This window comes from Thalassospira sp., from assembly GCF_030690045.1.
GTDB lineage: Bacteria > Pseudomonadota > Alphaproteobacteria > Rhodospirillales > Thalassospiraceae > Thalassospira.
Genome location: NZ_JAUYHK010000021.1, coordinates 36,905 through 62,500 on the forward strand (window position 1 = coordinate 36,905; position 25,596 = coordinate 62,500).

A 25,596-nucleotide genomic window follows, 5' to 3' on the forward strand; every position below is an offset into this window, starting at 1 on the left:
GACATGTTCAGTACCGGTACTGAACGATCATTCCATGATCTCCTGCCTTATTCGCATGGCAAGCCATGCTCAACGGATAAAAAGGGAACTGACACAAGGCTTTGCTATCGATAACATCAACTGTGGGCACAGTTTGATGTGACAGGGATAGCAAGGAGCCCGGAATCGTAAGTGAAATCATCCAATTCAGGTTTGACGACGTGGATTTTCTCGGCCTGGATGTTGCGTGGTGGCAGCGTAGGGTGAACCGCAGCAATTCGGTACACTAACGACAGAACTAATAGCATTGAGAGGAAATGTTGTGGCGGAACGTGCGCCTTGGGGTGATTTTCCGGCTGTCATTCGAAATGGCGATCTGGGAGAACTGCAACAGCAGCCAGAATACACTCAGGCGAAAGCTGGTGATCCGGACGCAGCCAAACATATGGCCGAGCGTCTGGTCCGTACCGAAATGCTCGATCAGATAGGACAGCAGATCGGGAATGATCGCCCCCGGATCGTTCCTGTACTGGCTGTGGAAGCCGCCGGATACAATATGATTCCGCTGGCGATGGCGTATGTTGTTGGTAAAAAGTTAGGTCTGGAAGTTGATACTTCCATCTATCAGATGGAGCGGGTTGCCAGAACGGGGGAGGGTGCAGACCATCGGCTTGCTTTCAACCCGGCCTTTGATGGGCCGGTCGAGAAGGGTGGGAAGTATCTGGTGTTTGACGACACTCTGACAATGGGCGGAACGCTAGCCTCACTGCGCGGCTTTCTGGAAAACCGGGGCGGACATGTTATGGCGGCGGCGGTAATGACAGCATTTCCGAGTGCGTTGAATATAGCGGTCAAACCGGGTATGATAGAAGCTATCAATCAGAAGCATGGCTCTGCCATGGATGATTTTTGGAAGGAGACTTTCGGTTATGGTATCGACCAACTCACGCAAGGCGAAGCTGGACATCTCCGAAAATCCCCTTCGGTTGACGCCATCCGAACTCGAATCATTGAAGCACGTCATGCAGTCTTCTCTCAAGCGCATGCAAGAGATCGACTTGCAGAAGAAAGCCTGCGCCGACCAGAGCCGGAAAATCGCGTAACGTCCGAAATCCCCCGGCCATTGCAGCCATATCATCTGGCACTGAAAAAGCTTGAAGGCATTTCTGCACCTGACCACGAGATTATCGTGGCGCAGCGAAAGTTGGCGATAGCAAACGACCTTTATGCAAAAGGCGAACTGGATGTGCCAGGAGCACATTCTGGCAGGATTCGGGATCAGGCGCATGAAGAGGCGCGGAAAATCATGAGTGATCCTGAGTCTCAGGCATTGCTTTCACCAATTCGATCAGATGAAAAAGCCGAAAAGAAAACAACGAAGAAATCTCGGGAGCCGGGGTTGGAAATTTGACCACTGAATTTTTTAGACTGGGATTTCATCCTCGATATTTGGACAATTCAGGTCGGTCATGATTTGCCAGCTACAAAAGTTTCATTTACTGGATTATTCATACCTCTCGTCTCTGTCTTCCTGATTTTCTCGCTCTCTTTGGATTTCGCGCTCAATTTCACTGTCCAATTCATCACAGAGTTGTTTTACCCATTCCCGGATGACGGGTTCAGTGTTCTCGTCTAGTTGCGCGACAAGCTCCCTCCGAGATTTTAAGACATCAGATAGATTGCCCGACCAGTTCCAAGGGTGGAATGTACTAGAGACAGCATCCAGATATGATTTTTGTCCGGTGCAATTTTGAAAATCGTGTCGAAAATTCCACACCATTCGAAAATGTGATCGTCCTTAATGTTTTTGAAGAAGACCATCTCTCGGGTGCTCTGCGCCCTTTAAACTGGATCGTTTTTTATTGGAGTTTTCCGCACTATGCTCTGGGGCCCAACGTTAGGTCCCAGAGCATAGACAGTAAGCACACGTCGTACACTTCAGAGATTTAGGTTCATATGTTGAATAAGAGATTTGAGTAGATGGTAATGCATGATCTCATTGCCCGCTGGCCCGGAAAAAGCGCACTCGAAAACGGGATCGAACATCCGGCAATCTACCACATGCTTGATGTCGCGGCTGTGGCTGAGGTCCTTCTTGATTGGACGTCCCTGCCACTGCCGAGGAAGCAGGCTTTTATCCTGCTGACCGGCTTACATGATCTTGGCAAGCTGAATGCTGGTTTTCGCTCTATGTTGCGCGGCGAAGGTTCACAACGATTTCGGCACTGGGAACTGACAGAAATCTATTTGGAAGCACATCTCGACTTTCTCGCCAAAGTTCTGAAACCTGAACGACCACGACGCTTGCGTCCCTTGATCTCCGCAACGGCCGGACATCACGGACGCCCCTCGACCCTGAACCAAATTGATAAACAAAGAGCCGCGAAAACACTCTGCCCCGATATAACGGAAACCATCGAAGCCTTCTCTTCACTTTGGCTCAATGCCTCACTAGAGGCGATCAATGAAGCGCAATCTTATGAATTGAGCTGGTGGCTTTCCGGACTGGTTACCGCAGCTGACTGGATCGGGTCGAACGCGGACTGGTTTCCGCCCGAAGAGCCCACCCACGGTCTGTCCGATTATCTGGTTATTGCGCGCGAACGTGCTGGCAAAGCAGTCGTCGCGTCCGGGATATTGCCTGCGCAGCCGACAGCAACTCAGCTTTTCAATTGGCCGACCTTTCGCCCTATGCAAATGGCCTGTCAGTCAATCCCGCTTCCCGAAGGTCCGATGCTTACCATCATCGAAGATGAAACAGGCGCAGGCAAAACGGAAGCGGCGTTGATGCTGGCGCAACGAATGTTGTTAGCTGACAAGGGGCAGGGGTTGTTCTTCGCCTTGCCAACCATGGCGACTGCGGATGCGATGTTTTCACGGGTCAGCGAGTCAATCGGAAAAATGTTCGATCATCGGCCATCGGTAACGCTGGCCCATGGCCGGGCAGGTTTATCCCAGGATTACCGCGACATCCAGCAGGGCAACCCCAATGCACCTGAAGACATAGGTTGCACCGAGTGGCTTGGCGATAGTCGGCGGCGGTCCCTTTTGGCCAATGTCGGGGTCGGAACGATCGATCAGGCCTTGCTTTCAGTGTTGCCAGTTAAATTCCAAACCTTGCGTCACTTTGGCCTGTCGTCAAAAATCCTGATCGTCGATGAGGTCCATGAATTGGGGGAGGCCTATATCGCCGAAATTCTCACGGCGCTTCTCAAATTCCATCGGGCGGCAGGCGGTTCTGCAATTCTGTTGACGGCAACCTTGCCGCTATCACTTCGTGCCAAACTGCTTGCGTCTTATGAAGGTGTGGACGACGGCAACACCGCTTACCCCGCATTGACCATCGCCGGTGGCAAAGCTGTGCATAATCTTCCCCAAGAGACTGGAGCGAAAGGGCCAGTCAAAGTCGAACGGCTGGCAACGTCGGACGCGGCGATTGCCCTGATCAAAGAAAAAGTGGGGCAGGGCGCGGCCTGCGTCTGGGTGAGAAACGCCGTGGATGATGCGATTTCCGCAGTAGAAAAGTTCCGCGCCGAAGGTATCGAGGCGGACCTCCTGCATGCTCGTTATGCCTTGGGAGATCGCAAACGGATTGAGCGCACCATACGCAACAGGTTCGGCAAAACAGGAACCGACAGGGCCGGTCGTGTTTTGGTTGGTACGCAAGTGCTGGAGTCGTCACTCGATCTGGATTTCGATGTGATGGTTTCGGATCTCGCTCCGATGGCCGGTCTGGTACAGAGAGCAGGGCGGTTGTGGCGGCATATGGATATCCGTCCGGCTGCCAAACGACCCGTTAGGGAACCCATCCTTTATGTGGTCTCTCCAGATCCTCGGCAGGTTGATCATGATCGCTGGTTGATGGATGTGCTGGATCGCGGCGCATATACTTATTCCGCCGACCTCATGTGGCGCACCGCATGTCACCTGTTCGATGAGGGGCGGATCGTTGCTCCCTCCGGTATCCGGAGTCTGATCGAAAGGGCCTATTCCGCCGATCCCGAAACCCCTGAAGTGTTGGATGCCTTCGAACGCAACCGGATCGGTAAAGAGATGAGCCATGGATCGTTAGCGACCCAGAACATCGTGGATATCACTGCTGGCTACCGTGAAGGCGGGCAGGCTCATGATGACGCCCGCTATCCAACCCGTCTCGGGATTGAGCAGAGGATACTGGTTCTGGCGAGAGAAGTTGATGGGGTTCTGGAACCTTTGTTCTACGGGCCTGATGGATGGATGATGTCCGAAGTGAGTGCGGCGAAACACAAAATTGATAAACTGGCCATTCCAGATCAGGGAAGCAGTAAGATTGTCAAAATAACAAAGACTTGGAAAGAATGGATGCGCGGGAGCTACCTGCTTTGTCCCGTTGGAGAGGATGGGGGAATCTGTGAAGGTCTCTCCTATTTCAGCGATAAAGGATTAGTTTTTTCGACTGATAAAGATTGAGTGCTTGCCTAGTGTGGTTTCCGCCTTAAAGTAGCATTGTCTATTGCGAATTCACGTTGAACGGAAACCATTGTGCCGTTAAATCTAATCACCGATCCTTGGATCCCTGTCATTGACAAATCTGGAAATCGCCGGATCGTTGCACCGTGGCAAATCGCTGATTCTGCGCTATTTCGCCCCGACTGGCCTCGAGTGGATCTGAATATTGGCTGTCTCGAGCTGCTGATCGGTTTGGTCTATATGGCAGATCCTCCGACCAGCGGTGATGATTGGGAAGATCGTGCAACCCCTGATCCTGAACGCTTGCGTGAGAAACTGGCGGCATATGCGCCTGCGTTCAACCTGATCGGGGATGGTCCGTTGTTCCTGCAGGATCTGGAGCCGCTGGGAGGGGAGCCGAATGCGCCAGATATGCTGTTTATTGATAGCGCGGGGGTGAATACGGCCTATAAGAACGCGGACCTGATGGTTCACCGCAGGCGTTATACCGGTCTGGATCTTCCTCTTGCGGCGATGGCTCTGTTTACCATACAGGCATATGCGCCATCAGGCGGTGCTGGGAACCGAACTTCGATGAGGGGCGGCGGACCGATGGTGACGCTGGTTGACCCGGGGCTTGGGCTTTGGTCGATTATTTGGGCCAATGTTCCGAGCAGTACGCAGGCTGCGATGTCCGAACTTCCGTGGATGTACCCAACACGAGTGTCTGACAAGAATCTGAAAACAAGACCGCCGCAAGGTCAGAAGTTTTCGGTCGAAGCGTTTTTCGGCGCACCCCGCCGGTTACGCTTGGTAGCCGAAGGGGATGTTATTACGGGTGTCATTCAAAAGCCCCATGGCACCGATTATGCGGGCTGGGTGCATCCGCTTAGCCCTTATTATCGGATGAAAGTGGAAGATTTTCGATTGCCGGTTCACCCCAAAGCAGGCACGTTTGGCTATCGTCATTGGTTGGGTATTCTGGTTCAATCCAGGGATTCCGAGTTGGCAGAGCGGGCACATTGTGTCGATCTTTGGCAACAGCGTTCTGATAGGCCCGCTAGAGTAATCGTCGCTGGTTGGTCGATGGCCAAGGCTACCCCCGCAGATTTCACCTATTCGGTAGAGCCGCTTATCGATTTGACTGAGGATCAGTCCTTGACCCTGGCCGGACTGATTTCTGCCGCAGACAATGCCGCTGTTGCTTTGCGCGGAGCCTTGGTGCCTGTTTTGGCCGAAGGCGGGGCGAGAGAGGCAGAACGGGAGGCGTTCTACATTGCTACTGAAACTGCCTTTTTGGCCCGTTTGACTGACCTTAAGTCCGGGAAAACCGCCAGGGACATTTGCGCTGCATGGCTCGCAGATTTGCGAAACGAAGCCATCCGGCGGTTCGACGCGATTTCGCTACCTTCGCTCGACCAACGCGATACTTCGGACATCCAGAAAATCGTCGTGGCCCGCCGTAATCTTGCCGGGACATTTGCGGGCTACGGCAAGTTCGGAAAACTTTTGTTCAAGGCATTGGACATGGACCCCCCATCCAAGAGAGGAAATGCGGCATGAGCGAGCATGGCAATACCATTCTGAAATGGTGGGGATCGGCGCTCGGCCGTGAGACTGCGCAGGGCAGGGCGCTCTCGGCGCGACTGCGACGCGCGACGCCAGTCGAGGTGATGTGCGAACCGCGCGTCCATGATCTGGCGTGTGAACTGGGGATAAAGGATGCGGAACGGTTGGTGCGGCTTGTATCCCTGCTTGCCGAGGTTCGGGAACATGTCTCCCAACCCTTGGCGAAAAATTTAGGCAGCGGGGATCCGAAGCCGTTTTCCACGCTGCGGTTTCAGAAACTGATGCGGGCGACTGGTGACGAGCTTGTCTCTGGCATGCGTCGCGCGATCAAGATTGCGGGGCATCGTTGCAACGTTGCGGTCTTGGGCGAGGATCTGATGTTCTGGTCCGAACAGACCCGCATGACCTGGTGTTTCCATTATTTCGGGGCCGACGCGCCCAAACCGATTTCCGGGGAGAAGGTTGAATGACAGTCTTTGTGCAATTTCATGTGTTGACCAAATACGGCCCGTCGAATCCCAACCGCGATGACCAAGGCCGCCCTAAACAGGCCAATATCGGTGGTTTTCCGCGCTTGCGGATTTCGTCTCAGTCCTCAAAGAGGGCGATCCGCGGGAGTACGTTCTTTGCACTTGATTTGGCTGATCATCTGGGCACCCGCACGAAACGGCTGTTTGAACGGCTGCGTGACAAGCTGATCACGGATGGCGCAGAACCAAATGATGCTGCCGCCGCTGCAGGGCAGGTCGCAACCATTTTTGGAAAATTGAAAACACCTGAAAAAAACGCGCAGGAGGAGAAGATCGGAACAACGCTGGCTTTCATCTCTCCGGCGGAGTGGAAGCTGGCCGAGGACCTTGCCGACAAGGTGCTTGCAGGTGAAGACTTGCCCAAAGACAAGGAACTCAAAAAGATTGTTTTGCGCAAGGCCGATGGGGCAATCGATATTGCCATGTTCGGTCGGATGCTCGCTGATGATGCCGACTTTAACCGTGATGCGGCTGTTCAAGTGAGCCACGCCATCACAACTCACACAGCCGTTGCCGAGGATGATTGGTATTCTGCCGTCGATGATCTTAACAAGGCCGGGGCAGGGCACCTTGATGAAAGCGGCTTTGGATCTGGTATCTATTACCAATATGTCTGTGTAAATGTCGATCTTCTGGTTGAAAACCTTGCCGGTGATCGGGAGTTGGCTGCTAAAGGGATCGAGGCATTGGCGCGTGCCGTCGCGATGGCGACACCGACAGGAAAGCAGAACAGTTTTGCCAACCGTCCGCGGGCCTATTTCGTGCGTGCCGAAGTCGGCAGCCAGCAACCGCGTGACCTGACGGGGGCGTTTTTTACCCCGATCAAAGATCAGCCGTGGGAGCGTTCATCGGTTGAGGCGTTGACCAAGACCGCTGCAAACATTGACCGTGCCTATGGTAAGGCCTATGACGCTACCGTTGTCATGGACGTGCCTGCGGGCATTGGATCCCTTGATGAAATAGTAGCCTTTGCAACCGCTGCGGTGAAGGCGGACGCATGACGCAGTATCTGGTTTTTACGCTGTCTGCCTCAATTGGGGCGATGGGCGATCTTGCCGGACATGAACGGCGCGGGTCGCTCCTTTGGCCCGGTCGGTCAGCGATTACGGGGTTAATTGGCGCTGCCTTGGGTCTGCGGCGCGAGGATGATTTTACGGTGCTGGATGCTTTTGGCATGGCGGTCGCACCGTTCCAGCACCGGACGGATAGCGGATTTCGTGATTACCACACTGTCGAAACTGTCCCGTCGGCCAAGGCAAAATCCCCCAACTCCCGACCAGAGGCCTTGCGCATCGCGGGGCGTGATACGAACACCACGATTACGCTCAGGGATTACCAAACCGGGCCGCTCTTTGGTGTGGTCATTTGGGGGGAGGGATTGGAGACGCTACAGTCGGCTCTGAAGTCGCCTGTGTTTACACTCTATTTCGGGCGAAAATCCTGCCCTTTATCGGCACCGGTTGATGCACGGATCATACAGGCGGAGACCATAGAAGACGCCATGACCCAAGTCCGCGTTCCCGAATGGCGGCAAGGGGTGACGGCGACGCAACTGATTACGGATGCGGAAGATGGGGATACCCATATTGAAGCCCGACACGATCAGGCGATTGATCGTAAGCACTGGCATTTCGGGTTGCGGCAGGTGGCCTTCAGGCAAGTCCATATCGAACCGGAGGTTGCGCGATGACGCTGTTTATGTCCCGTGTTTCAATCTCCAGAAAACCATCGATTCAAGCGTTGAATGCATTGCTGTTGCCAGATGATGCGGGTGATCGGACCGATGCGCATCACCGGTTGCTTTGGACGCTCTTTGCCGATGATCCGGATCGACGACGGGATTTCTTGTGGCGAGAAGAGAGGGCAGGAGAGTTCCTGGTTCTTTCGGTGCGCGAACCGATGGCGTGCGACCTTTTTTCTCGAGTGGATGTGAAACCCTATGATCCAGTCCTCAAGGCAGGCGACCGGTTGTTCTTTGCCCTTCGTGCGAATGCAACCCGCACAAAAAAGGGGGGAGGGCGCGTGGATGTCGTGATGGATGCCTTGTTTGCCCTTCCAAAGGATAAACGGGCCGCACAGCGGATGGACATCGCGCAATCTGAAGGGGCTTCCTGGCTAGAGCGTCAGGGGGACCGAAACGGTTTCCGCGTTCTGAAATGCGAGGTAACGGATTATTCCGTCCGGGCTCTTACAACACATCGTGGTTCCCGCAAGGGACAACCGCAGTTCGGTATCCTGGATCTGCAAGGAGCCTTGGAGGTTACGGAGCCGGAGGCATTTCGGCAGATTCTGCAAATCGGGCTAGGTCGGGCCAAGGCTTTTGGCTGCGGCCTGATGCTGGTGCGTCGCGCGGTATGAGCACGTTGTCCGGTTTGTCGCCCCCGCGTCCGATCCCGCTAAAAGATCGGGCGCAGCTTGTCTTCGTAGAACGGGCACAACTGGATGTTGCGGACGGCGCTTTTGTGGCTGTCAATGCGGATGGAACGCGGACCCAGATACCCGTTGGTGGTCTGGCGGGGCTCATGCTCGAACCCGGTGCGAGGATTTCTCATGCGGCCATAGCTTTGGCGGCCCGTGTCGGCACCCTTATCACTTGGGTTGGGGAGGGCGGTGTCCGCCTTTATTCAGCCGGTCAACCGGGTGGGGCGCGATCCGACAAGCTTTTGTGGCAGGCCTCAATCGCGCTCGACGATGCGGCCCGATTACGCGTAGTGCGTAAAATGTATGAGTTGCGTTTTGGCGAAGAAGCCCCCTCGCGCAGGTCGATAAAGCAACTCCGTGGGATCGAGGGCGTTCGTGTGCGTGAGACCTACGCGCAACTGGCCCGGCAATACGGCGTTGAATGGAAACGTCGCTCCTATGATGTTGCCGATTGGGAGGCCGGAGATATTCCGAACCGATGCCTGTCCGCGGCTACAGCCTGTTTACACGGGTTGACGGAGGCGGCCGTTCTTGCCGCAGGCTATGCTCCCGCCATCGGCTTCCTGCACACCGGAAAACCACTGTCTTTCGTCTATGACATCGCTGACCTCTACAAACTGACCACTGTCGTGCCCGAGGCCTTCCGCATCGCGGGGCAAGCGGCCCAAGGGAAGCTCGAGATGCATCCCGACCGAGCGGTGCGTCTCACTTGTCGGGATATGTTCCGTCGCACGGGGCTCCTCGGGAGCATTATCCCGATGATAGAGGATGTTCTCTCTGCCGGAGACCTGCCGCGTCCCGATCCTCCGCCAGAAGCGCTCGGTCCTGCCTTTGCTGCCCCGGAACAGACCGGAGAGGACGGGCATCGATGATGGTCGTCGTGATTTCCAACGCGCCACCTCGGTTACGGGGCAGGCTAGCAGCGTGGCTCGTCGAAGTGAGGGCAGGGGTTTATGTCGGTGACTATAGCGCCCGCACCCGCACGATGATCTGGCAGCAGGTCACCGATGGCATTGAAGAAGGTGACGGTGTAATGATCTGGAAAGCCCCGACTGATCAGGGTTACGACTTTCTTACCATAGGCCGGAACCGCCGCATGCCGGTCGATTTCGACGGCCTGAAATTGGTTAGCTTCTTTTCCGAACCCGTTTCAAAACGATAGCTGTGAAGAGGGGAAAATCCGGCCCCTAAAAGCCGGTGCGTTTTTGACGGTTGAATAATCGTTGTAAATCAATCATCTGCACGAAGACTGTTCCCCACGTGCGTGGGGATGAACCGCCAAACGCCCGCGTGGCCCTCGATCTCGACGCCTGTTCCCCACGTGCGTGGGGATGAACCGACCTTGCCGCGAAATATCGTGACGATATCGGCCTGTTCCCCACGTGCGTGGGGATGAACCGACTTGAGCGCGGCGAGAGGGAATTGCGCCCTCCTGTTCCCCACGTGCGTGGGGATGAACCGCTCTTCACGATGGTTCGGCTTACGCAGCCCAGCTGTTCCCCACGTGCGTGGGGATGAACCGAACCCGATGTTTACGGGTGAAAGCGCTGTCGTCTGTTCCCCACGTGCGTGGGGATGAACCGTCCCTGCCGTCGATGTCGAAGACAATCCCGTACTGTTCCCCACGTGCGTGGGGATGAACCGCCCGCCGACAGCCACGAAATCGAGGATGTAACCTGTTCCCCACGTGCGTGGGGATGAACCGCCAAGTCAGACCATCCAATTGAGCATGGCCGCCTGTTCCCCACGTGCGTGGGGATGAACCGGATGGCCGGGATCTGGGTCCGGATGCGCGCAACTGTTCCCCACGTGCGTGGGGATGAACCGATTGCTTCGTGTTTCATTGTATTTCCCCGTGTCTGTTCCCCACGTGCGTGGGGATGAACCGCAATTTCTCCGATCCCGCGCCGCCCTGCTGCTCTGTTCCCCACGTGCGTGGGGATGAACCGATCGGCCTGGGTTGGTGTCAGATCCTGACACACTGTTCCCCACGTGCGTGGGGATGAACCGTCCGCGATGGGGGATCGTTTCGACGCCATCAACTGTTCCCCACGTGCGTGGGGATGAACCGCCTGAAATGGCGAGCACACCGCACCACATTTGCTGTTCCCCACGTGCGTGGGGATGAACCGGCGCTGGTCATCCAGCAGGCGTGTCATGTCAACTGTTCCCCACGTGCGTGGGGATGAACCGGATTTGACCATCCTTGTTTGTTTGGCTGTGCGCTGTTCCCCACGTGCGTGGGGATGAACCGCTATCAAACGGTCTGGCAAACCATCTGGGGCGCTGTTCCCCACGTGCGTGGGGATGAACCGGCCAAACGGTCAACCTTCTTGAGGCGGTCAGACTGTTCCCCACGTGCGTGGGGATGAACCGGCCACCAAAAAAGAACCGTTCGAGCGATACACCTGTTCCCCACGTGCGTGGGGATGAACCGATCGATGCCGATCTGGGATGTTCCAGATGGCGCTGTTCCCCACGTGCGTGGGGATGAACCGCCGCGACAACCTTCCCGAACAGGTAGGCGACACTGTTCCCCACGTGCGTGGGGATGAACCGCATTTGCGCCAAACGGCGCTTCTATCAGGACACTGTTCCCCACGTGCGTGGGGATGAACCGATCATTCAGGACAAACCGCCCCGGCTTGAGGACTGTTCCCCACGTGCGTGGGGATGAACCTCTGCTCTGGTGATGCAGAAAAACGGGTGTAAACTGTTCCCCACGTGCGTGGGGATGAACCGCAAACGTTGCCGCTCACCTCACCATATTTCGCCTGTTCCCCACGTGCGTGGGGATGAACCGTGATGAATCTCTTTTGGCCCGCTTGCTCGACCCTGTTCCCCACGTGCGTGGGGATGAACCGCACACGCGAACCGAATTTCCCGGCGCTGTTGCCTGTTCCCCACGTGCGTGGGGATGAACCGCGATTGGCCGAAACCTGAACCAGCTAATCCGCCTGTTCCCCACGTGCGTGGGGATGAACCGAGACGGGGCACGGTGCCTTGAATCTCCCCGGCCTGTTCCCCACGTGCGTGGGGATGAACCGTTACTGCGCAGGAGGGCAAGCCGACGTTCGGACTGTTCCCCACGTGCGTGGGGATGAACCGGGAATGGCTTCCCGTCGCCCGCGTTTTGGAGTCTGTTCCCCACGTGCGTGGGGATGAACCGGCACGCGGCACGGCGCACAGCCGGGGCTATGGCTGTTCCCCACGTGCGTGGGGATGAACCGCATTCCCGCGCCACTCTTACAATATGATCCTCCTGTTCCCCACGTGCGTGGGGATGAACCGGGGCTGGAAACAGGGTGCAATCGCGCCTGATTCTGTTCCCCACGTGCGTGGGGATGAACCGTGCCTTATCCGCCTGAAATGGCCCTTAATCGCCTGTTCCCCACGTGCGTGGGGATGAACCGTCCTTGATATTCTGCGTAATCACCGTCATGGACTGTTCCCCACGTGCGTGGGGATGAACCGAGCCAACAGGTCGCAAAATGCGGCAACTCCGTCTGTTCCCCACGTGCGTGGGGATGAACCGACTGTTGGATCGGTTTGACCGGTAGCCCCAAACTGTTCCCCACGTGCGTGGGGATGAACCGGGGTCCGACACATCCGTTGAGCGGATGCAGGCCTGTTCCCCACGTGCGTGGGGATGAACCGATTTTTCGGATGGTGACGACGCAATCGCCATCCTGTTCCTCGCATGTGCAGGTAGGGGGCACGTCCGTTCAAGCGACGTGCAGAAATTTGCCACAGTTAAACAGGATACTGTGCAGAAGACCAAACCCATGCGGCGCAAAAATACACCTGGAATGGAAATGTAGCATCTGCCGGACAGGCTATTCTCCCGGCCCTGCCGACACAGACATGCCACGCGGTTTGCGTGATTGGTCTTTTTCCGGCTTTTTCTTTTTGCCATCGCCCTCAATACCGGCCTCCTTAAGGGCGGTTCTGACGGCCTCGATCTGTCCGGATTTCAACAGATCAGCAAAAGACATGCTGTTGCGCTTCCTGTCCTGATCGGAAAGGGGAGGAAGCATCACATCACCATTGATGGCAGAAGCGGCTTGCTTCGCATGCGCAAGCGGCCTGTTGTCGATGGCCATATGCGCATCCATTGCCGCGAACAGGATATTGCGATCCGGATGCAACCGGCGCAGGCTTTCTCCGACGGCTTTCAGGTTTTCGGAATCAATCGACCACACAACCGGCTTTTTCGTAATCCGGTTCAATTCTATCGCGCTGGTCAGATCATCAGCGATCAGGATCGGTTCGTCCTTGTCCTTCGATATCCGTCCACCGACAACATGATGAAGCCCTTTGTCGCCACCGGCGCCAGCAATGATTTCACCGGTGCCCGATGAATCGAGACGATAAACCGCAGCAAGGCGGTTTCCGCCGCCCCTGAGTGGCACCAGAACATTTCCATCCTGATCTACCCGATATCCGCGCCACGCTTCCACAGACCCGATTTCCGGCCTCGTGCGCGGCCATTCCTTATCGGGCAGGGTTGCGGCCTGCCACGCGGTCCATCCATCATCACTGACCGGCAGGGCCAGTTCGTTGCGCAAAGTGATCATGGACGGTACGGTTTCGGGATCAGGAAGAATGACAGCCTTCCAGATATTGCGATGTGTCTGGACGGTCCTGGTTTGCCATTGTCCGTTCTTGTCGCGATACCGTTCTTCAACCGTGACCTCTTTCTTCTTGGCAATATCAAGCGAGATCCAATCACCCGGCTTCGCCCCGGACGCTTCCACTGCATCGGCGATATCCACACCCCAGACAACACGTTCTGCTCCATCGGGACCTTGCAGCTTCGCATAACCCGATTCCGACTTTTCAGGATTGAAATCATAATGATCAATCCCAAATGCCAGCAGCCGGGAGCCGGGCTTGTCAGGTTCACGCGCCGCATATTCCTTGAATGCCACTGCACGGGCAGGCCGCACAATTTCGACAGCCAACTTGTTCGCTTTCTTTTCGTCGTCATCATTACCGACCGCATCAAGAGCGACAACAATTTGGGCGTCGTTAAATCGTTGCCGGACTTGTTCTGCGACTTCTGACCACAGGTCCGGACGTTCCGGTACCACGACGGGACAGCGGGTTGCCCGATGAATGGCCGCCGCATCCGCATAATCCCGGGCAATGACGATTGTATCCTTGTCTGAACGCCATTGCGGATCGATTGTGTGATAAAGAGGACGTTCCGGATCGGCATCAAGGACAAGGCTTTGCTTTCCCTTTTTGTCGATCAGCATGACATTTTCAATCCGGCCAGAACGATCTTTAAGCGGGACCGCTGCGCTGCCATCGGCCGAGTTTTTAACACCATAACCGCGCAGACCGGCTGCTTTCAGCCAAGGTGAATTACCCGGTGTGGCCCATTCCTTACAGGCGTCCCACTCGATAAACGCATCATCCCCAATCGCGTGAGCAAAGGCGCGACGGATTTCCGTCACATCATCCTCATGCGGCATTGCAACCTTTCTGATACCCGGCTGGCTTGAAGCATCGTTGCCTGCAAGGACAACCGGCCTGATCGTCGGATTGCGATAACGGTGCTGTCCGATAACCTGGCGCAACTCTTTCGGATCGGCGACAACAACAACAGGACGGCGGGTCGCGTCATGGATTTTAACGCCATCGGCGTAATCGGACACGAAAATGACAGGCCCGCTTTCGATCTGCTTTCTTGTATCAATGATATGGGTAAGGCCACGGGCGTTTGTGTTCCCGATCTGCATCGTTTTGCCGTCTGGCGAATATAGTCGCACCAACTGCATGAAACCGTTTTCGTCCTTGAATGGCACGATCAGATTGCCTTCTTCATCCAGTCGGCAGCCCCGACCGGTGGAACGTGTTTCGGCTATCCAGTTGAGCGATTTTGCATCGGCCCACTGACTGGCATTCCGCCATGCGGCGAGGGCAGGGGCGGCGAGTTTGGAAACCGGCGTCGGTTTGTCGTCGCCAAAGACCAGATGCAGAAATTCCTGTTGGGCCAGAAGGAACACCACAATCAAAGGGTCTTTGTATGCCTCACTGAGCAGGAACAGTTTCCAGTTGGAAATGGTTCGGCGCAGAAAGGTACTGCGTTTGTGTTCCGGTTGCCGAATGTTGAGATACCGCCGCCACAAGGGCGACAGTCGGGGATGACGCATCGTGGGCCGTTTCTTGTAACGATGGCGGGGGCGGGGAGGCAGTGCGTCTTTCCGGGGGATTTGGGCGGCTGGTGGCTCGAAATCGCCCAGCTTCTTTTCAAGGGCGGCTTTGCTCATAGAGCGGTCAAGGGCCGATGCCTTCATGCCCTGACCGTCCGGGCCGACCAGAACAAAACCGTTACCGCGCTTTTTCAATTCAATGTCGTATTCGGCAAGGGTTTTGTGCAGATCGGCCCATGCTTCTGCATCATTGATTTTTTCAAGGATGGCTTCACGGTGCTGAAGCACATGGTTCTGGAAACTCTCCTGCCATGTATGCGTCTCATAAGTGCGGGCGGACGGTGACAGTTTTGGCTGGTTCAGGGCGTGTTTGCCCTTACCCTTATCCACAAAGAGGCCATATTTCTTTTCCAGTTCGCGAGAGACGCGATCACGTTTGCGGTAATCGTGTGACGGGGAAACAACCTGAAGCGTGGCCGGATGCACCTTGTTGATCGCCAGATGCATATGGAAATTGTCTGTGTTGGTATGGGTCCCGGCCACATATTGATGTTCTGAAAATCCAAGCGCATCAATGTAGGCTTTTGCGATGTCTTTCAAATCCTGTTCGGACAGGCGTTCCTTTTCACCCGGGCGAAACGAGACCATCATGTGATATGTTTTGTCATCCACGTTGGGTTTTAATCGGCGAACCGCATTCACTTCGAGAATGGCAAGGTCCAGATCATCCAGCGTTTCGCCAGCGCCACAATTGGCGATCCAGAACTTGTCCAGCTTCTCGCCCGGTTCCTTTGCAGCGGCGATATATTCGGCCAGCGCCTTAAAGTTGTCCGGTTTGTCCGGGTCTTTGGGGATTTTTTTCGTGATCATTTTTTCCGACCGATTGAGGCGTCAATTTCACGGGCGATCTTTTTAAGATCGTCCTGGGTCGCCCGGATATCTGCCGTCAGTTGGTCGAATTTGCGCAAAAGGTCTGCACTTAACGGTTCATCCATTGCCAGCTTCAGAAGATTGCCAAGACGGGCCTGATCGGCATTGACCTGCAACAGATCGACAATGCCCCGGGACGCCTCAAACGTATGGGCGTTTGGTAACGGAGTGTTCATTAGCAAACGACGTAGAAGTTCTGAACGGCTCAATTTCAATTGCTTGGATAGCTGATTGAGGCGAGAAAATTCTTTTTCATTAAGATAGGTTTCGATTTTAGTACGGTCTGTTGCCACGCCTATATTCCCTAAAAAACAGGAAGAAACCGGCGACGTTGCCGCCGCCGGTTATCAGGTCAGACAGTCATTTGACTGCTTTGCGAGACTGCTTTGTGTTGTGGCGTAAGCTGTGCCACCTGTTTTTGCGTGGCTGTCACGCCCAACGCTGCAAGCTGTTTCATGACATCCTTGCGGAATTGATCGAAGCCCCGCGCAACTTGCAGATCGTTGAAATCCGTCAAGCCGCGCTGCTTTTCATTGGCGGTCAAAGCCGGTTTGAGGATCGGCGCATTTGACCGTTCAGCCGCCCGCTCCGCCGCCTTCAGGCCGGGATTGAAACCCATTTTTTCGACTTGCATGTGATCGTCGTCGGACGCGATCACAAATGGTCGGGCCGGGTTCTCTTTCCTCAGAGATTCGGCCACGACCGGCAAATTACCCCCATCGAATGCAACCACCGTCGTAAAGCCTGTTGCGGCGTGCAGGCTCTTGGCCGTCGCATAGCCTTCGGCAATGATCAGGGGCGAATCTTTCTTGCCGGGGATGATGTGCATCAGTCCGGCTTTCCGACCCCCTTTCAGATACATCTTTGTGCCATCGGCTTTGATGGTCTGAACGTTTTCAATGAAGCCTTTTTCATTGGCCATCGGCACCACGAGATTGCCTTCACGATCAATGCGTAAGGTTTCAGCCGATACCTGCTTTTTCTGCAAATACGGGTGGTCATTTGTCGCTTCGATTGCGTTCTTGAAAACGGCATAGGCGCGTTTGGCCGTTTTCTGTTGTTCAAACCGAAGTTCCTGCTCCTGCTCCGCCTTTCGGGCGGCAGAGCTTGCCTTGATCCGTTCAAGTTCTTCCGGATCGATCTTGGTTCCGGTCGAAACCCATTTGACCGGTTCGGCTGCCTTTTTGTAGTTCATGATCTGACCGGCGGGGACACCTTCAAGAAATCCCCGGTAACTGCCGTTTGTCCGGCCTTTGGCATCGCCATCAACGGCGACGCGGTGCCATTTGCCATCCATACTTGGCAGACCTTCAATGATCAGACCTTGCTCCCGGCAAGCCATTGCAAATTCCTGTTGCGGGTCAATCTTCGTCTGGGTGTCTTCCACTTTCTCCTGCCATTTTACGAAGGGCTTCATGTCTGTGCCTTCCGGCACAAACCATGCTTTACCGCGCCGGTCCCACTTGGCACCGGCCTCTTTCGCCTCATTTTTGTCGGAGTAGGGAACATTCAGAAAGACACGTTTGCGGTCGGTTTTTTCCATCACGGCACCTTTTTCCTGCGCCCGGGCCGCCCGGATTTTGTCTTTTTCCAGCGTATCGGCCATTTCAGCTTTTTGGGTCTGGATTCTGCCAACCTCACGATCCAGCGATTTTTCGACTTCCTTCCCGGAAATCTCGATGGGCTGGCGTTCAGGAGAGAGCTTGCGGTCCCTATGCTCCTGATGGAGATTTTTCACCTCGGCAGTCATGTACCAGTATCGGTGATTTGATCCGTCATTGTACCAATCGTGGCCCAAGACCGTTGTTATCTCTGCCCCGTCATGACGGTGAATGCTGTTCATGCCATTGTCGTGACGGCTAACAAATTCCTTAACGGCGGCAACAATGCCGTCAAAGAAAACGGATTTTCCTTTTTCGCCGGTTTCCACCTCATAACGGGGTTGCTGTGCGACCGAGGCATTGAGAAGGGATTTCACCGGATCGGCTCTGAGTGCCTGGATGGCCGGGTATTTTCGCTGATCAGCCGGGACGTACCACTTTGAAGCGTCTATAAAGAATTCACCGGCTTGGCGCTCGTGAGTATCGAAGAGAACGGACAGGAGTTCCGCGTGTTTGACGGATCGGCCCGCCAGCGTCAGCAATTTTTCTTCCGTCTTTTTATTGCGTTCGACAGCCTTCGTCGCCTGATCCTGATTGTCGATGTAGTGTGTCCACGCATCGACACGGTGAAAAGCTCCGAAAACTTCGCCCAAGTCTTTTGCGTCGGTCATCCCTTCAGATTGGGCGACATGAAGCAGCCAGTTCGCCTTAATATCTTCGGCGGAAATGTCCTTGACGGGCTTGAATATCTCTTTGAGATCGATCTCACCGGGGCGCTGTACTCCTGCCTTCAAAAGCAGAGATTTTTCGGGATCAGTGCCAAGAGCCCGTATAACTTCGTTTGTGCGGCTGTCAGGTGGAATATAGTAGTCTGGCCGCTTCACCTTGTCGGGCGCATAGGTATCCCACATCACTGAAGCCAATTCTCTATGGGCCCGCGACTGACGATCGACCACATCCCTGATGCTGTAGGCAGCCGATTCCGACGCTCCTGTCTCATTCCAGTTTGTCGCGCTGAACGTCTTTTGCAGGTAGGCGTTAAATGTGGGATAGCTAATGCCAGCCTCTCGGCCAGCGACTTCAACCCAACTCGTGCGAATTTCCTCTATCTCTAACGGTTTGGCGTTTTGTTCTGCCCGTGCCTTTTGGTTCTGGGCAACCAGTTTTTCAGCGATATAGTCTGCGGGTTTGACACCGATTTCCTTCGCAATAGCGGTTGTTCGCCGATCCGTCGGGATGTACCACTTTGATGCGTCGATGAAGTTTTCACCGGCTTGCGCCTCATGAGTATCGAACAAAACCGATAACAGTTCCGCGTGTTTGACGGATCGGCCCGCCATTACCAGCAATTTTTCTTCCGTCTTTTTATTGCGTTCTTCTACATTGTTCCGGGTATCCTGATTGTCGATGTAGTGTGTCCACGCATCGATACCGGAAAAATCCCTTTCGACATCGTTCATTTCTTTCGCGTCAGGCAACCCCGCCATTTCGGCGGCATAAAGCATCCAGTCGTTTTTAATATCCTTTACCCGCATGTTTGGCACAGGATCGACGGCAGCCTTTTGCTCCATTGTCGCAATCTGAGGCTGGTTCATTTCCTGTTGTTCCAGTTCTTGCGTTTGTTCCTTCGCTTTGACCGGCGTCAGGGCGAGACGTTTTTCCGGTTCCATGATCCAGGTGCGGATGTTTTCCGCATCACGGGCTGCGGTAAACAGAACGTTGCGATCATCCTTGATCGCCTTCATCCATGAGCCGACATAGCTGGCATGGCGTTCTGGATAGTGACCAAGCCCTAACTCCGTCGTCAGCATGAAGCTGGCGATTTCCGCCCGGAGTTCTTCGCGGGCATAGGATTCCGATCCGAACGGCCCACCATCACGGGCCATACGCGAAGAATGGCCGGTCGCATGGCCGCCTTCATGAAGCGCCGTCGCATAATATTCATACTGGCTCTTGAACCAGCCTTTCGGCGGCAGATGAATTTCATCCGTGCCGGGCTGGTAGAAAGCCCGGTCGCGCTGGTCATGATGGATCGGCACACCCAACTGCGAAAGCGCCTGTTCCGCACGTTCCACCGGGTTGAAATCAGGTGCCATGCCAACATAAGGTTCAAGGCCGTCGATCTGTGAACCATTGAAAACGACAGCATGAAAGACCTTCGGGCGGTCCAGCTTCACTTCCTGATATCGCTGTTTTCCATCAATGCCGAGGACAGGTTTGCCCGCGCCATCTTTCATCGGCTGGCGGTCGGCCCATTGCCAATATTCGATCTTCGTTCCACTTTCGCCCTTGCGAACCTGATAGCCGTTCGCCTGGGCTTGGCGATACGTGACCCAACGTGGATCCGCATAGCCTTTCGATTCAAGCCAGATCTGGTTGATACCGCTATAGGCATTGCCTGTGGTCGGGTTAAAGGCCGGTTCGCGGACTTTGCCCGGTTCCCACGGCTTTTGCCACGACGCGGTGCCGCGTTCCATTTGCTCGATGAGGCTTTCAACGACCTGATCGCGGAAGTTTGGTTTAGCCATTGCCCTTTACTCCCTCAATCGCGGTCGGATCAACGCCGTCAAAATGGCTGTCCAGAGCGTCATCTATCGGTAAGGCTTCTTCGCCGAATGCGCCCATCGCGTCGGCGACATCGGGATCGACCGGCACCGGCCCGCCATCACTGGCAGCAGAGACGGCCAGAGCGGCCAGCTTCAGATATTCGGGTTCATTCAAGCGGGCATCCGCGCCCGGGCTGTTTTCAGGCTGCTTCATGGGTTTTCTCCATTGTTGAAGAGACGTTCAGATTGACAGGGGTGTTTGAAAAATCCGGCATCTTCGGGGGGCGGATACTGGATTGGCCGTCCAGTTCCGGATCAAGGAAGTAAAGCCGCTGCTTGCCGTAGATCGGCGGCTGGCCCCCGACAAAAATCAGCATGTCACCGGGTTTCGGCTTGTCGATGCCGTCCGGATCAATGTTGATCATGGGAATGCGCATGATTTCGTCAGCCGTCATAAGATCGCGGCTGGTTTCATGGATATTGTCCGATACAGAACCGCTCATCTGTCCGGACTTTCCGGATTGCGACCGCCGCCGTTGAACGACCGTCACTTTGCCGAGCATTTTGGCAAGATGTTCGGCGGTTTCCGGATCGTTCGGCACAAAGGCCGTGCGGATATGGCAGTTCCCCATGATGGAGGTATCTTTGCCATAGGTTTTAAAGAGTTGTTTGATGTCCTGGATGATAATGTAACAGCGGATGCCGTAACCGGCGAGGAAGGCCAGAGATTCCTCAAAGACATCGAGTTTTCCGGTAGAGATCAACTCATCGAGCATCAACAGAAGCTTGTATTTATAGCCTTTGCCGCCAAGAAAATTGCCGCCCTTTCGGCGGAAAGAAAACTTCGTGAGCAGTCGCTTGAAGCCGGATTTTGGCTTGCTGCCTTCCCCAAACTCCATTTCTTCGGTCAATCGCCGCAGGAACATATTGAGCATGATCCGGATCAGGGGCCGGATACGCGCAATGTCACTTGGGCTGAAGACCAGAAACAGCGACATCGGCTTATCGCCATTCATGATGTCACTGAGTTTGAAATCACTGACCGCTGTGTTGCGGGCAATGATCGGATCGGCATACAGGGTAAGCTGCGTTTTGGCGTTGCCATGCACGCCGGATCGCTGTTGCGGTGCCATAATTGCGAGGCTGTTCGCTCCACCCCGCACAACCTTGTTCACATGCGATGATCCATGATCGTAAGCGGCCATGCCGTTCAGGATTTTGACAAAGTTATCCTCGGCCGCCATTGCGTTTTCTGTGGCCTGAGTTTCTTTGCTGGCCCCTTCACGGGCACTCTCAATAGCCTCTGCCGGTGGCTCGACTGTCATAATGCCCGACAGGAACGTGTTCACATCATCAAAGCAGGCGATGCGCTGTTCTTCTTTGCGGACCTTGTAAATCACATGGAGCAGGACAACTGAAAGCCAGCCCCAGCCTTCCTGACGCCAGTAATCGTAGAGACCCTTGCCGTCCGGATCGATCACCATGTTTGCGATATTCTGGCAGTCGGCCACGTCGCGCATCGTGCCGGTGCGGACTTCTGCCAACGGATTGAACCGCATGGTATTGGTTGGATCGATGGCGGTCGGCTCGAACCGCACCACAAAGTTTCCCAACTTCGCCAGCCAGCCCGCTGTTTTGGCGTAGTTCTCACCCTTGATATCAAGGGTCACAGAACTTGACCGCCAGCGCAGAAGTGTCGCGATGATCAGACTGACACCTTTACCGGTTCGGGTCGGTGCAAAGGCCATGACATGCGACGGGCTGTTATCCCGCAGTTCAAGGATTTTGCCGAGCTTGGCCGGGAAGCCGCCGACCACAACCCCGGCTTTGCGCAGCAGACGGGCCTTTTTGATATCCTTCAGCTTTGCCCAACGGGCCGAGCCATAAAGATTTTTGCTTTTATGTCCACCCGACATTGTTTCGTTTCTCGCCCGGGTCATTAAAAACCCGACGACAACAAAAAGCAGACCGGCCACGATGGCCGTCAGGAAGGCCGGTTTTAGCAATTCATCGGGCAAGCCTTCCGGGTGAATGGAAGCCGCCCAAAGCCATTGCCACCATGCCGGGTTTCTCGGATCAAAACCGACCGAGAGATACCACTGCCCCAGAATTCCACCGACCAGCCCCAACAGGATGAGGAACAGGAAAAATTGACCGACACGCTGGTTCATGCCGCTCTCCCGTTTTTGAGGATGTAATTGTCATTCCTTGGCTGCCAGATATCGGTGATACGCCGGAAACTGTCCTCATAGCGTTTGACCTGGACAACCAGATCAACCATTTCGCTCAGGAACTCCGGAATCCGGTCCATCTTCATTCCAGCCCATGCGATGTTCTGGTCGAACTTGCGATGGATGGCGTGTCTGGGATCGGATGAATGGATCGTGAAACTCACGCCGGTTGCACCGGCATTGAGCGTGCCCAGAACGGCAAAGGCATTCTTGGTGGAGATTTCCCCGAACGGCACCCGGTCTGGGGTAATGCGGTTGACATGATCGAACAGCACACGCCAATCGACCATGCCGGTATTGGTTCCGCTTTCCCGCGCCGCCAGAAGACCGTTGCCGTCCCAAAAGCGGTCGAGAAACAACTCGTTGCTATCTTCCATCCCAACAACGCGCACGTCATCGGCGACCGAGGACAAAAGAAGGTTTAGCAGCGTGGTCTTGCCGGTATTGGTTCCGCCAGATATCCCGATGTTCAAGCCTTTGATCATCGCTTCAATCAGCAGGTCCTTGATTTCGCTTTCGCACTTGATTTTAGTCCGCTCCATCGCGTCATCAAGGAAGTCACGATCCCCCTTTTTGGTGGCGGCAATCAGATCGCCCCATGTCGGGGTGAAGGGATGCTTGCAGCGGATCGCAAGACTGAGGCCGGATCGAACCGATGGCCCGACCAGACATTCAAAGCGATGGCCCTCATCTAGAGACGTAGAGAGGATCGGGTTGGCGTCCGGATCGAAGTTCAGGCCCCGGACGTTTGACAGGCTTTTGCAAAGCCCTTCGATTGCCGCCTGTGTCAGAGCGGGATCTTCGATCAGTTTTTTGCCTTCGCCGCGCCGATCCACCACGATGCAGCCCGGCTTGTTCAGCCGGACTTCAACGGTTTTCGGATCGTCATAGTATTTGGCGAGGGGACGGACGATTTTTTTGTATAGGGGATTGATGGTTATCTGGTTCATTACCACCATCCCCAATTGCCGAGGCAACCTGACTTGACGCTGTTGCTGTGGCTCGGGAAACCGGGAACGCTACTATTGTAGACCACATGCCAACTGGAGTTGGGGGTGCCCTGATTTTGGATTGAAGGACTTCGGTTGGTTGCTCTGCAATTATTCGTTACAGCATCGCCGATCTGAACGCTGTCTTCGCGAATGATGGTTTTTGTTGCGACCTGATCCGTCCATGCACAATGATCAGGCGATGTTGATGTCCCTTGATGGAGTTGTGAACCTGGGCCGTTATCACCTGTATCGGTTCTGTAATAATAGGAAAGTGTCGATGTACCGCATTTGTTTGTTCTGTCGCTCGCGCGCATGGGCTGTGTGAATCTTGATGTTGAGCTTGTACCCCACACGATCACTGGATCACAGGCACTGCCCACATTTACGGGAGTGTCTTCGTCTACCTTCAAGTTGTAGGTCGTGCCATCCGGGCGGGTATAGGCATTGACCAGATCGCGGCCTTCAAAGCGGGTGCATTCTTCATAGAAGACTTCACCATTGGCCTTGGGCGACTGACCTTCATAGGCATAAGGAATTTGCGGATCACCGGCCAGAACCTGGCTGGTTGCGATGTTGTAACGGCCTTGCGGTGTGCCTTCGATGTAAAGCGTAACCAGACGGTATGAGAACAGTTTGTCATCATGGTTCTGATAGCCGGTGGTTTCCTGCTGGTGGGCATAGATAACATCGTTGTCCTGGCACTCGGTCACAGCTTCCTGTTTGCCATCAATCAGGTAATAGAACCGTTCGCTGCCGATACTCTGGCTGGCGGTGATATTGTGGGTCCATTTGGCCGGGTCTTCACATCCTGCCGTGGTGGATTGAATATCCTTGGCCGTCGTATCGGGCGTGCAGGGGCTGCGATACAACTCAAAGCCGTTGACGTTAATCATCACCCGGCTTTGCAGTGTGACCTTGCCGCTTTCGCGATTGATGATCGGTTCGCAAACCTGATCGCCATTGGCGGTTTTATAAATCGTGCTGTGCGGATATTCCTCGTCGTTATCCTGACAGGAGGTATCCCAATCGCGGCCATCAAGGGTGTAGATATATTTCGACCGGCCAAAGGACTTGCCCGCAATGAAATCATCGCGGATGTCGCAACCTTCCGTGGTTTGCACCATCGGAACCGGATCGACTTCGATTGATGCCGCGCAATCGGCAACCGGGATCACTTTGCCGTTGTGGTTGGTGTAAACCAGCTTGCCTTGCGGCACGGCCTGAAGGTTGGTGTAATCAAGATAGACATTGCAGGCGTTGCGATCTTCAACGATGTCAAAGATTTTTTCCGCGTCGGGCTGGCAATCGCCGATTTCTTCCCGATTGCCGCCGCCATCCGTGTAGTAATAGATGAACTGTGCGGTTGCCGTCATCGCCTCGACATTTTCATCGTAAGAACACACGGCGTAAGACTGGCTGATCTTGAAGCGTTCGGCCCCATCGGCGCACGCGCCATATTCGGGTGTGCCGTCCGTCGTCGTCACCACACGGGTTTGCTGGATGGCCTGCAACTGATCGAGATCAACCCGGATATTGCAGCCTTCTGTCGTGATGTTTGAACTGATCACAGCTTCCTTGCCGACATCCAGTGCGCCCGGTGTGCTGTATCCTGAAGCATCCGGATTTGAGGAGGCATTCGACCCCACCTTGCCGTCAGAAGCGCCAACCCCGGCATCGGCAAGTTCATCTTCTTTTGCGGCTTCTTCCGGTTCTTCCTGTGCGGCGGCCAGCCGTTCGAGGGCGGCCACAAGTTCCGGCTGATCGCCTTCAATCGTGATCGGGGACGATGGATCAAGCGAGGTTTGATCCAGATTGAACTGCGCTGCAAAATTGTCCGAATTGAGCGGTTCAGTACTGTTTCCTTTGCCGACACTCGACAGCACAAGCTGGCCGATCAGCATGTCATCGACCGACACATAGCGGGCGTAGGCTTTCGCCGTCACACCCTCGGTCAGAGACTTTGAAACGCCCGGCACATCGACAAGCCCGAGATCCAGTGCAATCGGATCATTCTCGGGCAGTTCGGTCAGGGTTTTGGTGCGGGTCAGGATATTGACCTTTGCGACCATCGCATCGATCCCGGCAGCGGACGGATCGGCGACCGGGGCCGGGGGGTGTGTTCCGGTGTCCTCTGTCATCTGCGCGGATACCGGCAGGGCAAGACATGACGACACCAGAAGCAATGCAAGCCATTTGCTTTTCATGATT

At 55.0% G+C, this 25,596-nt stretch carries 16 protein-coding genes and 1 CRISPR repeat array; of the genes, 9 read left to right on the top strand and 7 right to left on the bottom strand.

Going from position 1 to position 25,596, the window contains the following annotated elements:
- The first annotated feature begins 301 nt into the window (after positions 1–301).
- The 9 genes from Q8O73_RS17505 (at position 302) to cas2e (ending at position 10,089) form a co-directional block, all read left to right on the top strand.
- Positions 302–1,390, top strand: coding sequence for a phosphoribosyltransferase (locus Q8O73_RS17505; protein WP_305559488.1), 1,089 nt, complete (start codon positions 302–304; stop codon positions 1,388–1,390).
- A 569-nt stretch (positions 1,391–1,959) separates the two neighbouring features.
- The gene (gene cas3 / locus Q8O73_RS17510; protein WP_305559489.1) at positions 1,960–4,428 is read left to right on the top strand and encodes a CRISPR-associated helicase Cas3'; all 2,469 of its coding nucleotides are present in this window, start codon (positions 1,960–1,962) and stop codon (positions 4,426–4,428) included.
- Between the two features lie 72 nt (positions 4,429–4,500).
- A complete protein-coding gene (gene casA, locus Q8O73_RS17515) occupies positions 4,501–5,970 on the top strand; it encodes a type I-E CRISPR-associated protein Cse1/CasA (protein ID WP_305559490.1) in 1,470 nt (489 codons plus the stop codon).
- Positions 5,967–6,446, top strand: a complete 480-nt coding sequence (gene casB, locus Q8O73_RS17520) for a type I-E CRISPR-associated protein Cse2/CasB (protein ID WP_305559491.1) — start codon at positions 5,967–5,969, stop codon at positions 6,444–6,446. Before casA ends, casB begins: the two co-directional genes overlap by 4 nt.
- Positions 6,443–7,507 (top strand): type I-E CRISPR-associated protein Cas7/Cse4/CasC, encoded by a 1,065-nt coding sequence (cas7e, locus tag Q8O73_RS17525; protein WP_305559492.1) that lies wholly within the window; start codon positions 6,443–6,445, stop codon positions 7,505–7,507. The genes casB and cas7e overlap by 4 nt, the downstream gene beginning before the upstream one ends.
- On the top strand, positions 7,504–8,196 hold the full coding sequence (gene cas5e / locus Q8O73_RS17530) for a type I-E CRISPR-associated protein Cas5/CasD (protein WP_305559493.1): 693 nt from the start codon (positions 7,504–7,506) through the stop codon (positions 8,194–8,196). Before cas7e ends, cas5e begins: the two co-directional genes overlap by 4 nt.
- Positions 8,193–8,864 (top strand): type I-E CRISPR-associated protein Cas6/Cse3/CasE, encoded by a 672-nt coding sequence (gene cas6e / locus Q8O73_RS17535; protein ID WP_305559494.1) that lies wholly within the window; start codon positions 8,193–8,195, stop codon positions 8,862–8,864. Before cas5e ends, cas6e begins: the two co-directional genes overlap by 4 nt.
- Positions 8,861–9,799 (top strand): type I-E CRISPR-associated endonuclease Cas1e, encoded by a 939-nt coding sequence (cas1e, locus tag Q8O73_RS17540; protein WP_305559495.1) that lies wholly within the window; start codon positions 8,861–8,863, stop codon positions 9,797–9,799. Before cas6e ends, cas1e begins: the two co-directional genes overlap by 4 nt.
- On the top strand, positions 9,796–10,089 hold the full coding sequence (gene cas2e / locus Q8O73_RS17545) for a type I-E CRISPR-associated endoribonuclease Cas2e (protein WP_305559496.1): 294 nt from the start codon (positions 9,796–9,798) through the stop codon (positions 10,087–10,089). The genes cas1e and cas2e overlap by 4 nt, the downstream gene beginning before the upstream one ends.
- 87 nt (positions 10,090–10,176) lie before the next feature.
- A CRISPR array of direct repeats spans positions 10,177–12,584; the repeat unit is 29 nt; unit sequence CTGTTCCCCACGTGCGTGGGGATGAACCG.
- A 179-nt stretch (positions 12,585–12,763) separates the two neighbouring features.
- On the opposite strand, the gene traI is transcribed toward cas2e, so the two are convergent.
- Genes traI through Q8O73_RS17580 form a run of 7 tightly spaced genes read right to left on the bottom strand, consistent with a single transcriptional unit; the run spans position 12,764 to position 25,592 of the window.
- A complete protein-coding gene (traI, locus tag Q8O73_RS17550) occupies positions 12,764–15,958 on the bottom strand; it encodes a TraI/MobA(P) family conjugative relaxase (protein WP_305559497.1) in 3,195 nt (1,064 codons plus the stop codon).
- On the bottom strand, positions 15,955–16,311 hold the full coding sequence (locus Q8O73_RS17555) for a conjugal transfer protein TraJ (protein ID WP_371135103.1): 357 nt from the start codon (positions 16,309–16,311) through the stop codon (positions 15,955–15,957). The genes traI and Q8O73_RS17555 overlap by 4 nt, the downstream gene beginning before the upstream one ends.
- Before the next feature lie 59 nt (positions 16,312–16,370).
- Entirely contained in the window at positions 16,371–20,147 is a 3,777-nt protein-coding gene (locus tag Q8O73_RS17560; protein ID WP_305559499.1) for a zincin-like metallopeptidase domain-containing protein, read from the bottom strand.
- Positions 20,140–20,379: a hypothetical protein gene (locus Q8O73_RS17565; protein ID WP_305559500.1), complete on the bottom strand. Its 240-nt coding sequence runs from the start codon at positions 20,377–20,379 to the stop codon at positions 20,140–20,142. The genes Q8O73_RS17560 and Q8O73_RS17565 overlap by 8 nt, the downstream gene beginning before the upstream one ends.
- Positions 20,366–22,336: a type IV secretory system conjugative DNA transfer family protein gene (locus tag Q8O73_RS17570; protein WP_305559501.1), complete on the bottom strand. Its 1,971-nt coding sequence runs from the start codon at positions 22,334–22,336 to the stop codon at positions 20,366–20,368. The genes Q8O73_RS17565 and Q8O73_RS17570 overlap by 14 nt, the downstream gene beginning before the upstream one ends.
- Positions 22,333–23,346 carry an ATPase, T2SS/T4P/T4SS family gene (locus Q8O73_RS17575; RefSeq protein WP_305559502.1) on the bottom strand — a complete coding sequence of 338 codons (1,014 nt, stop codon included), beginning with the start codon at positions 23,344–23,346 and terminating at the stop codon, positions 22,333–22,335. Before Q8O73_RS17575 ends, Q8O73_RS17570 begins: the two co-directional genes overlap by 4 nt.
- On the bottom strand, positions 23,346–25,592 hold the full coding sequence (locus tag Q8O73_RS17580) for a hypothetical protein (RefSeq protein WP_305559503.1): 2,247 nt from the start codon (positions 25,590–25,592) through the stop codon (positions 23,346–23,348). The genes Q8O73_RS17575 and Q8O73_RS17580 overlap by 1 nt, the downstream gene beginning before the upstream one ends.
- Positions 25,593–25,596: the final 4 nt, after the last annotated feature.

Excerpts from the sequence above, each read along its gene's own strand:
- cas3 (WP_305559489.1), top strand. The coding sequence starts at position 1,960 with ATGGTAATGCATGATCTCATTGCCCGCTGGCCCGGAAAAAGCGCACTC.
- casB (WP_305559491.1), top strand. The coding sequence starts at position 5,967 with ATGAGCGAGCATGGCAATACCATTCTGAAATGGTGGGGATCGGCGCTC.
- cas7e (WP_305559492.1), top strand. The coding sequence starts at position 6,443 with ATGACAGTCTTTGTGCAATTTCATGTGTTGACCAAATACGGCCCGTCG.
- cas5e (WP_305559493.1), top strand. The coding sequence starts at position 7,504 with ATGACGCAGTATCTGGTTTTTACGCTGTCTGCCTCAATTGGGGCGATG.
- cas6e (WP_305559494.1), top strand. The coding sequence starts at position 8,193 with ATGACGCTGTTTATGTCCCGTGTTTCAATCTCCAGAAAACCATCGATT.
- cas1e (WP_305559495.1), top strand. The coding sequence starts at position 8,861 with ATGAGCACGTTGTCCGGTTTGTCGCCCCCGCGTCCGATCCCGCTAAAA.
- cas2e (WP_305559496.1), top strand. The coding sequence starts at position 9,796 with ATGATGGTCGTCGTGATTTCCAACGCGCCACCTCGGTTACGGGGCAGG.
- traI (WP_305559497.1), bottom strand. The coding sequence starts at position 15,958 with ATGATCACGAAAAAAATCCCCAAAGACCCGGACAAACCGGACAACTTT.
- Q8O73_RS17560 (WP_305559499.1), bottom strand. The coding sequence starts at position 20,147 with ATGGCTAAACCAAACTTCCGCGATCAGGTCGTTGAAAGCCTCATCGAG.
- Q8O73_RS17565 (WP_305559500.1), bottom strand. The coding sequence starts at position 20,379 with ATGAAGCAGCCTGAAAACAGCCCGGGCGCGGATGCCCGCTTGAATGAA.
- Q8O73_RS17570 (WP_305559501.1), bottom strand. The coding sequence starts at position 22,336 with ATGAACCAGCGTGTCGGTCAATTTTTCCTGTTCCTCATCCTGTTGGGG.
- Q8O73_RS17575 (WP_305559502.1), bottom strand. The coding sequence starts at position 23,346 with ATGAACCAGATAACCATCAATCCCCTATACAAAAAAATCGTCCGTCCC.
- Q8O73_RS17580 (WP_305559503.1), bottom strand. The coding sequence starts at position 25,592 with ATGAAAAGCAAATGGCTTGCATTGCTTCTGGTGTCGTCATGTCTTGCC.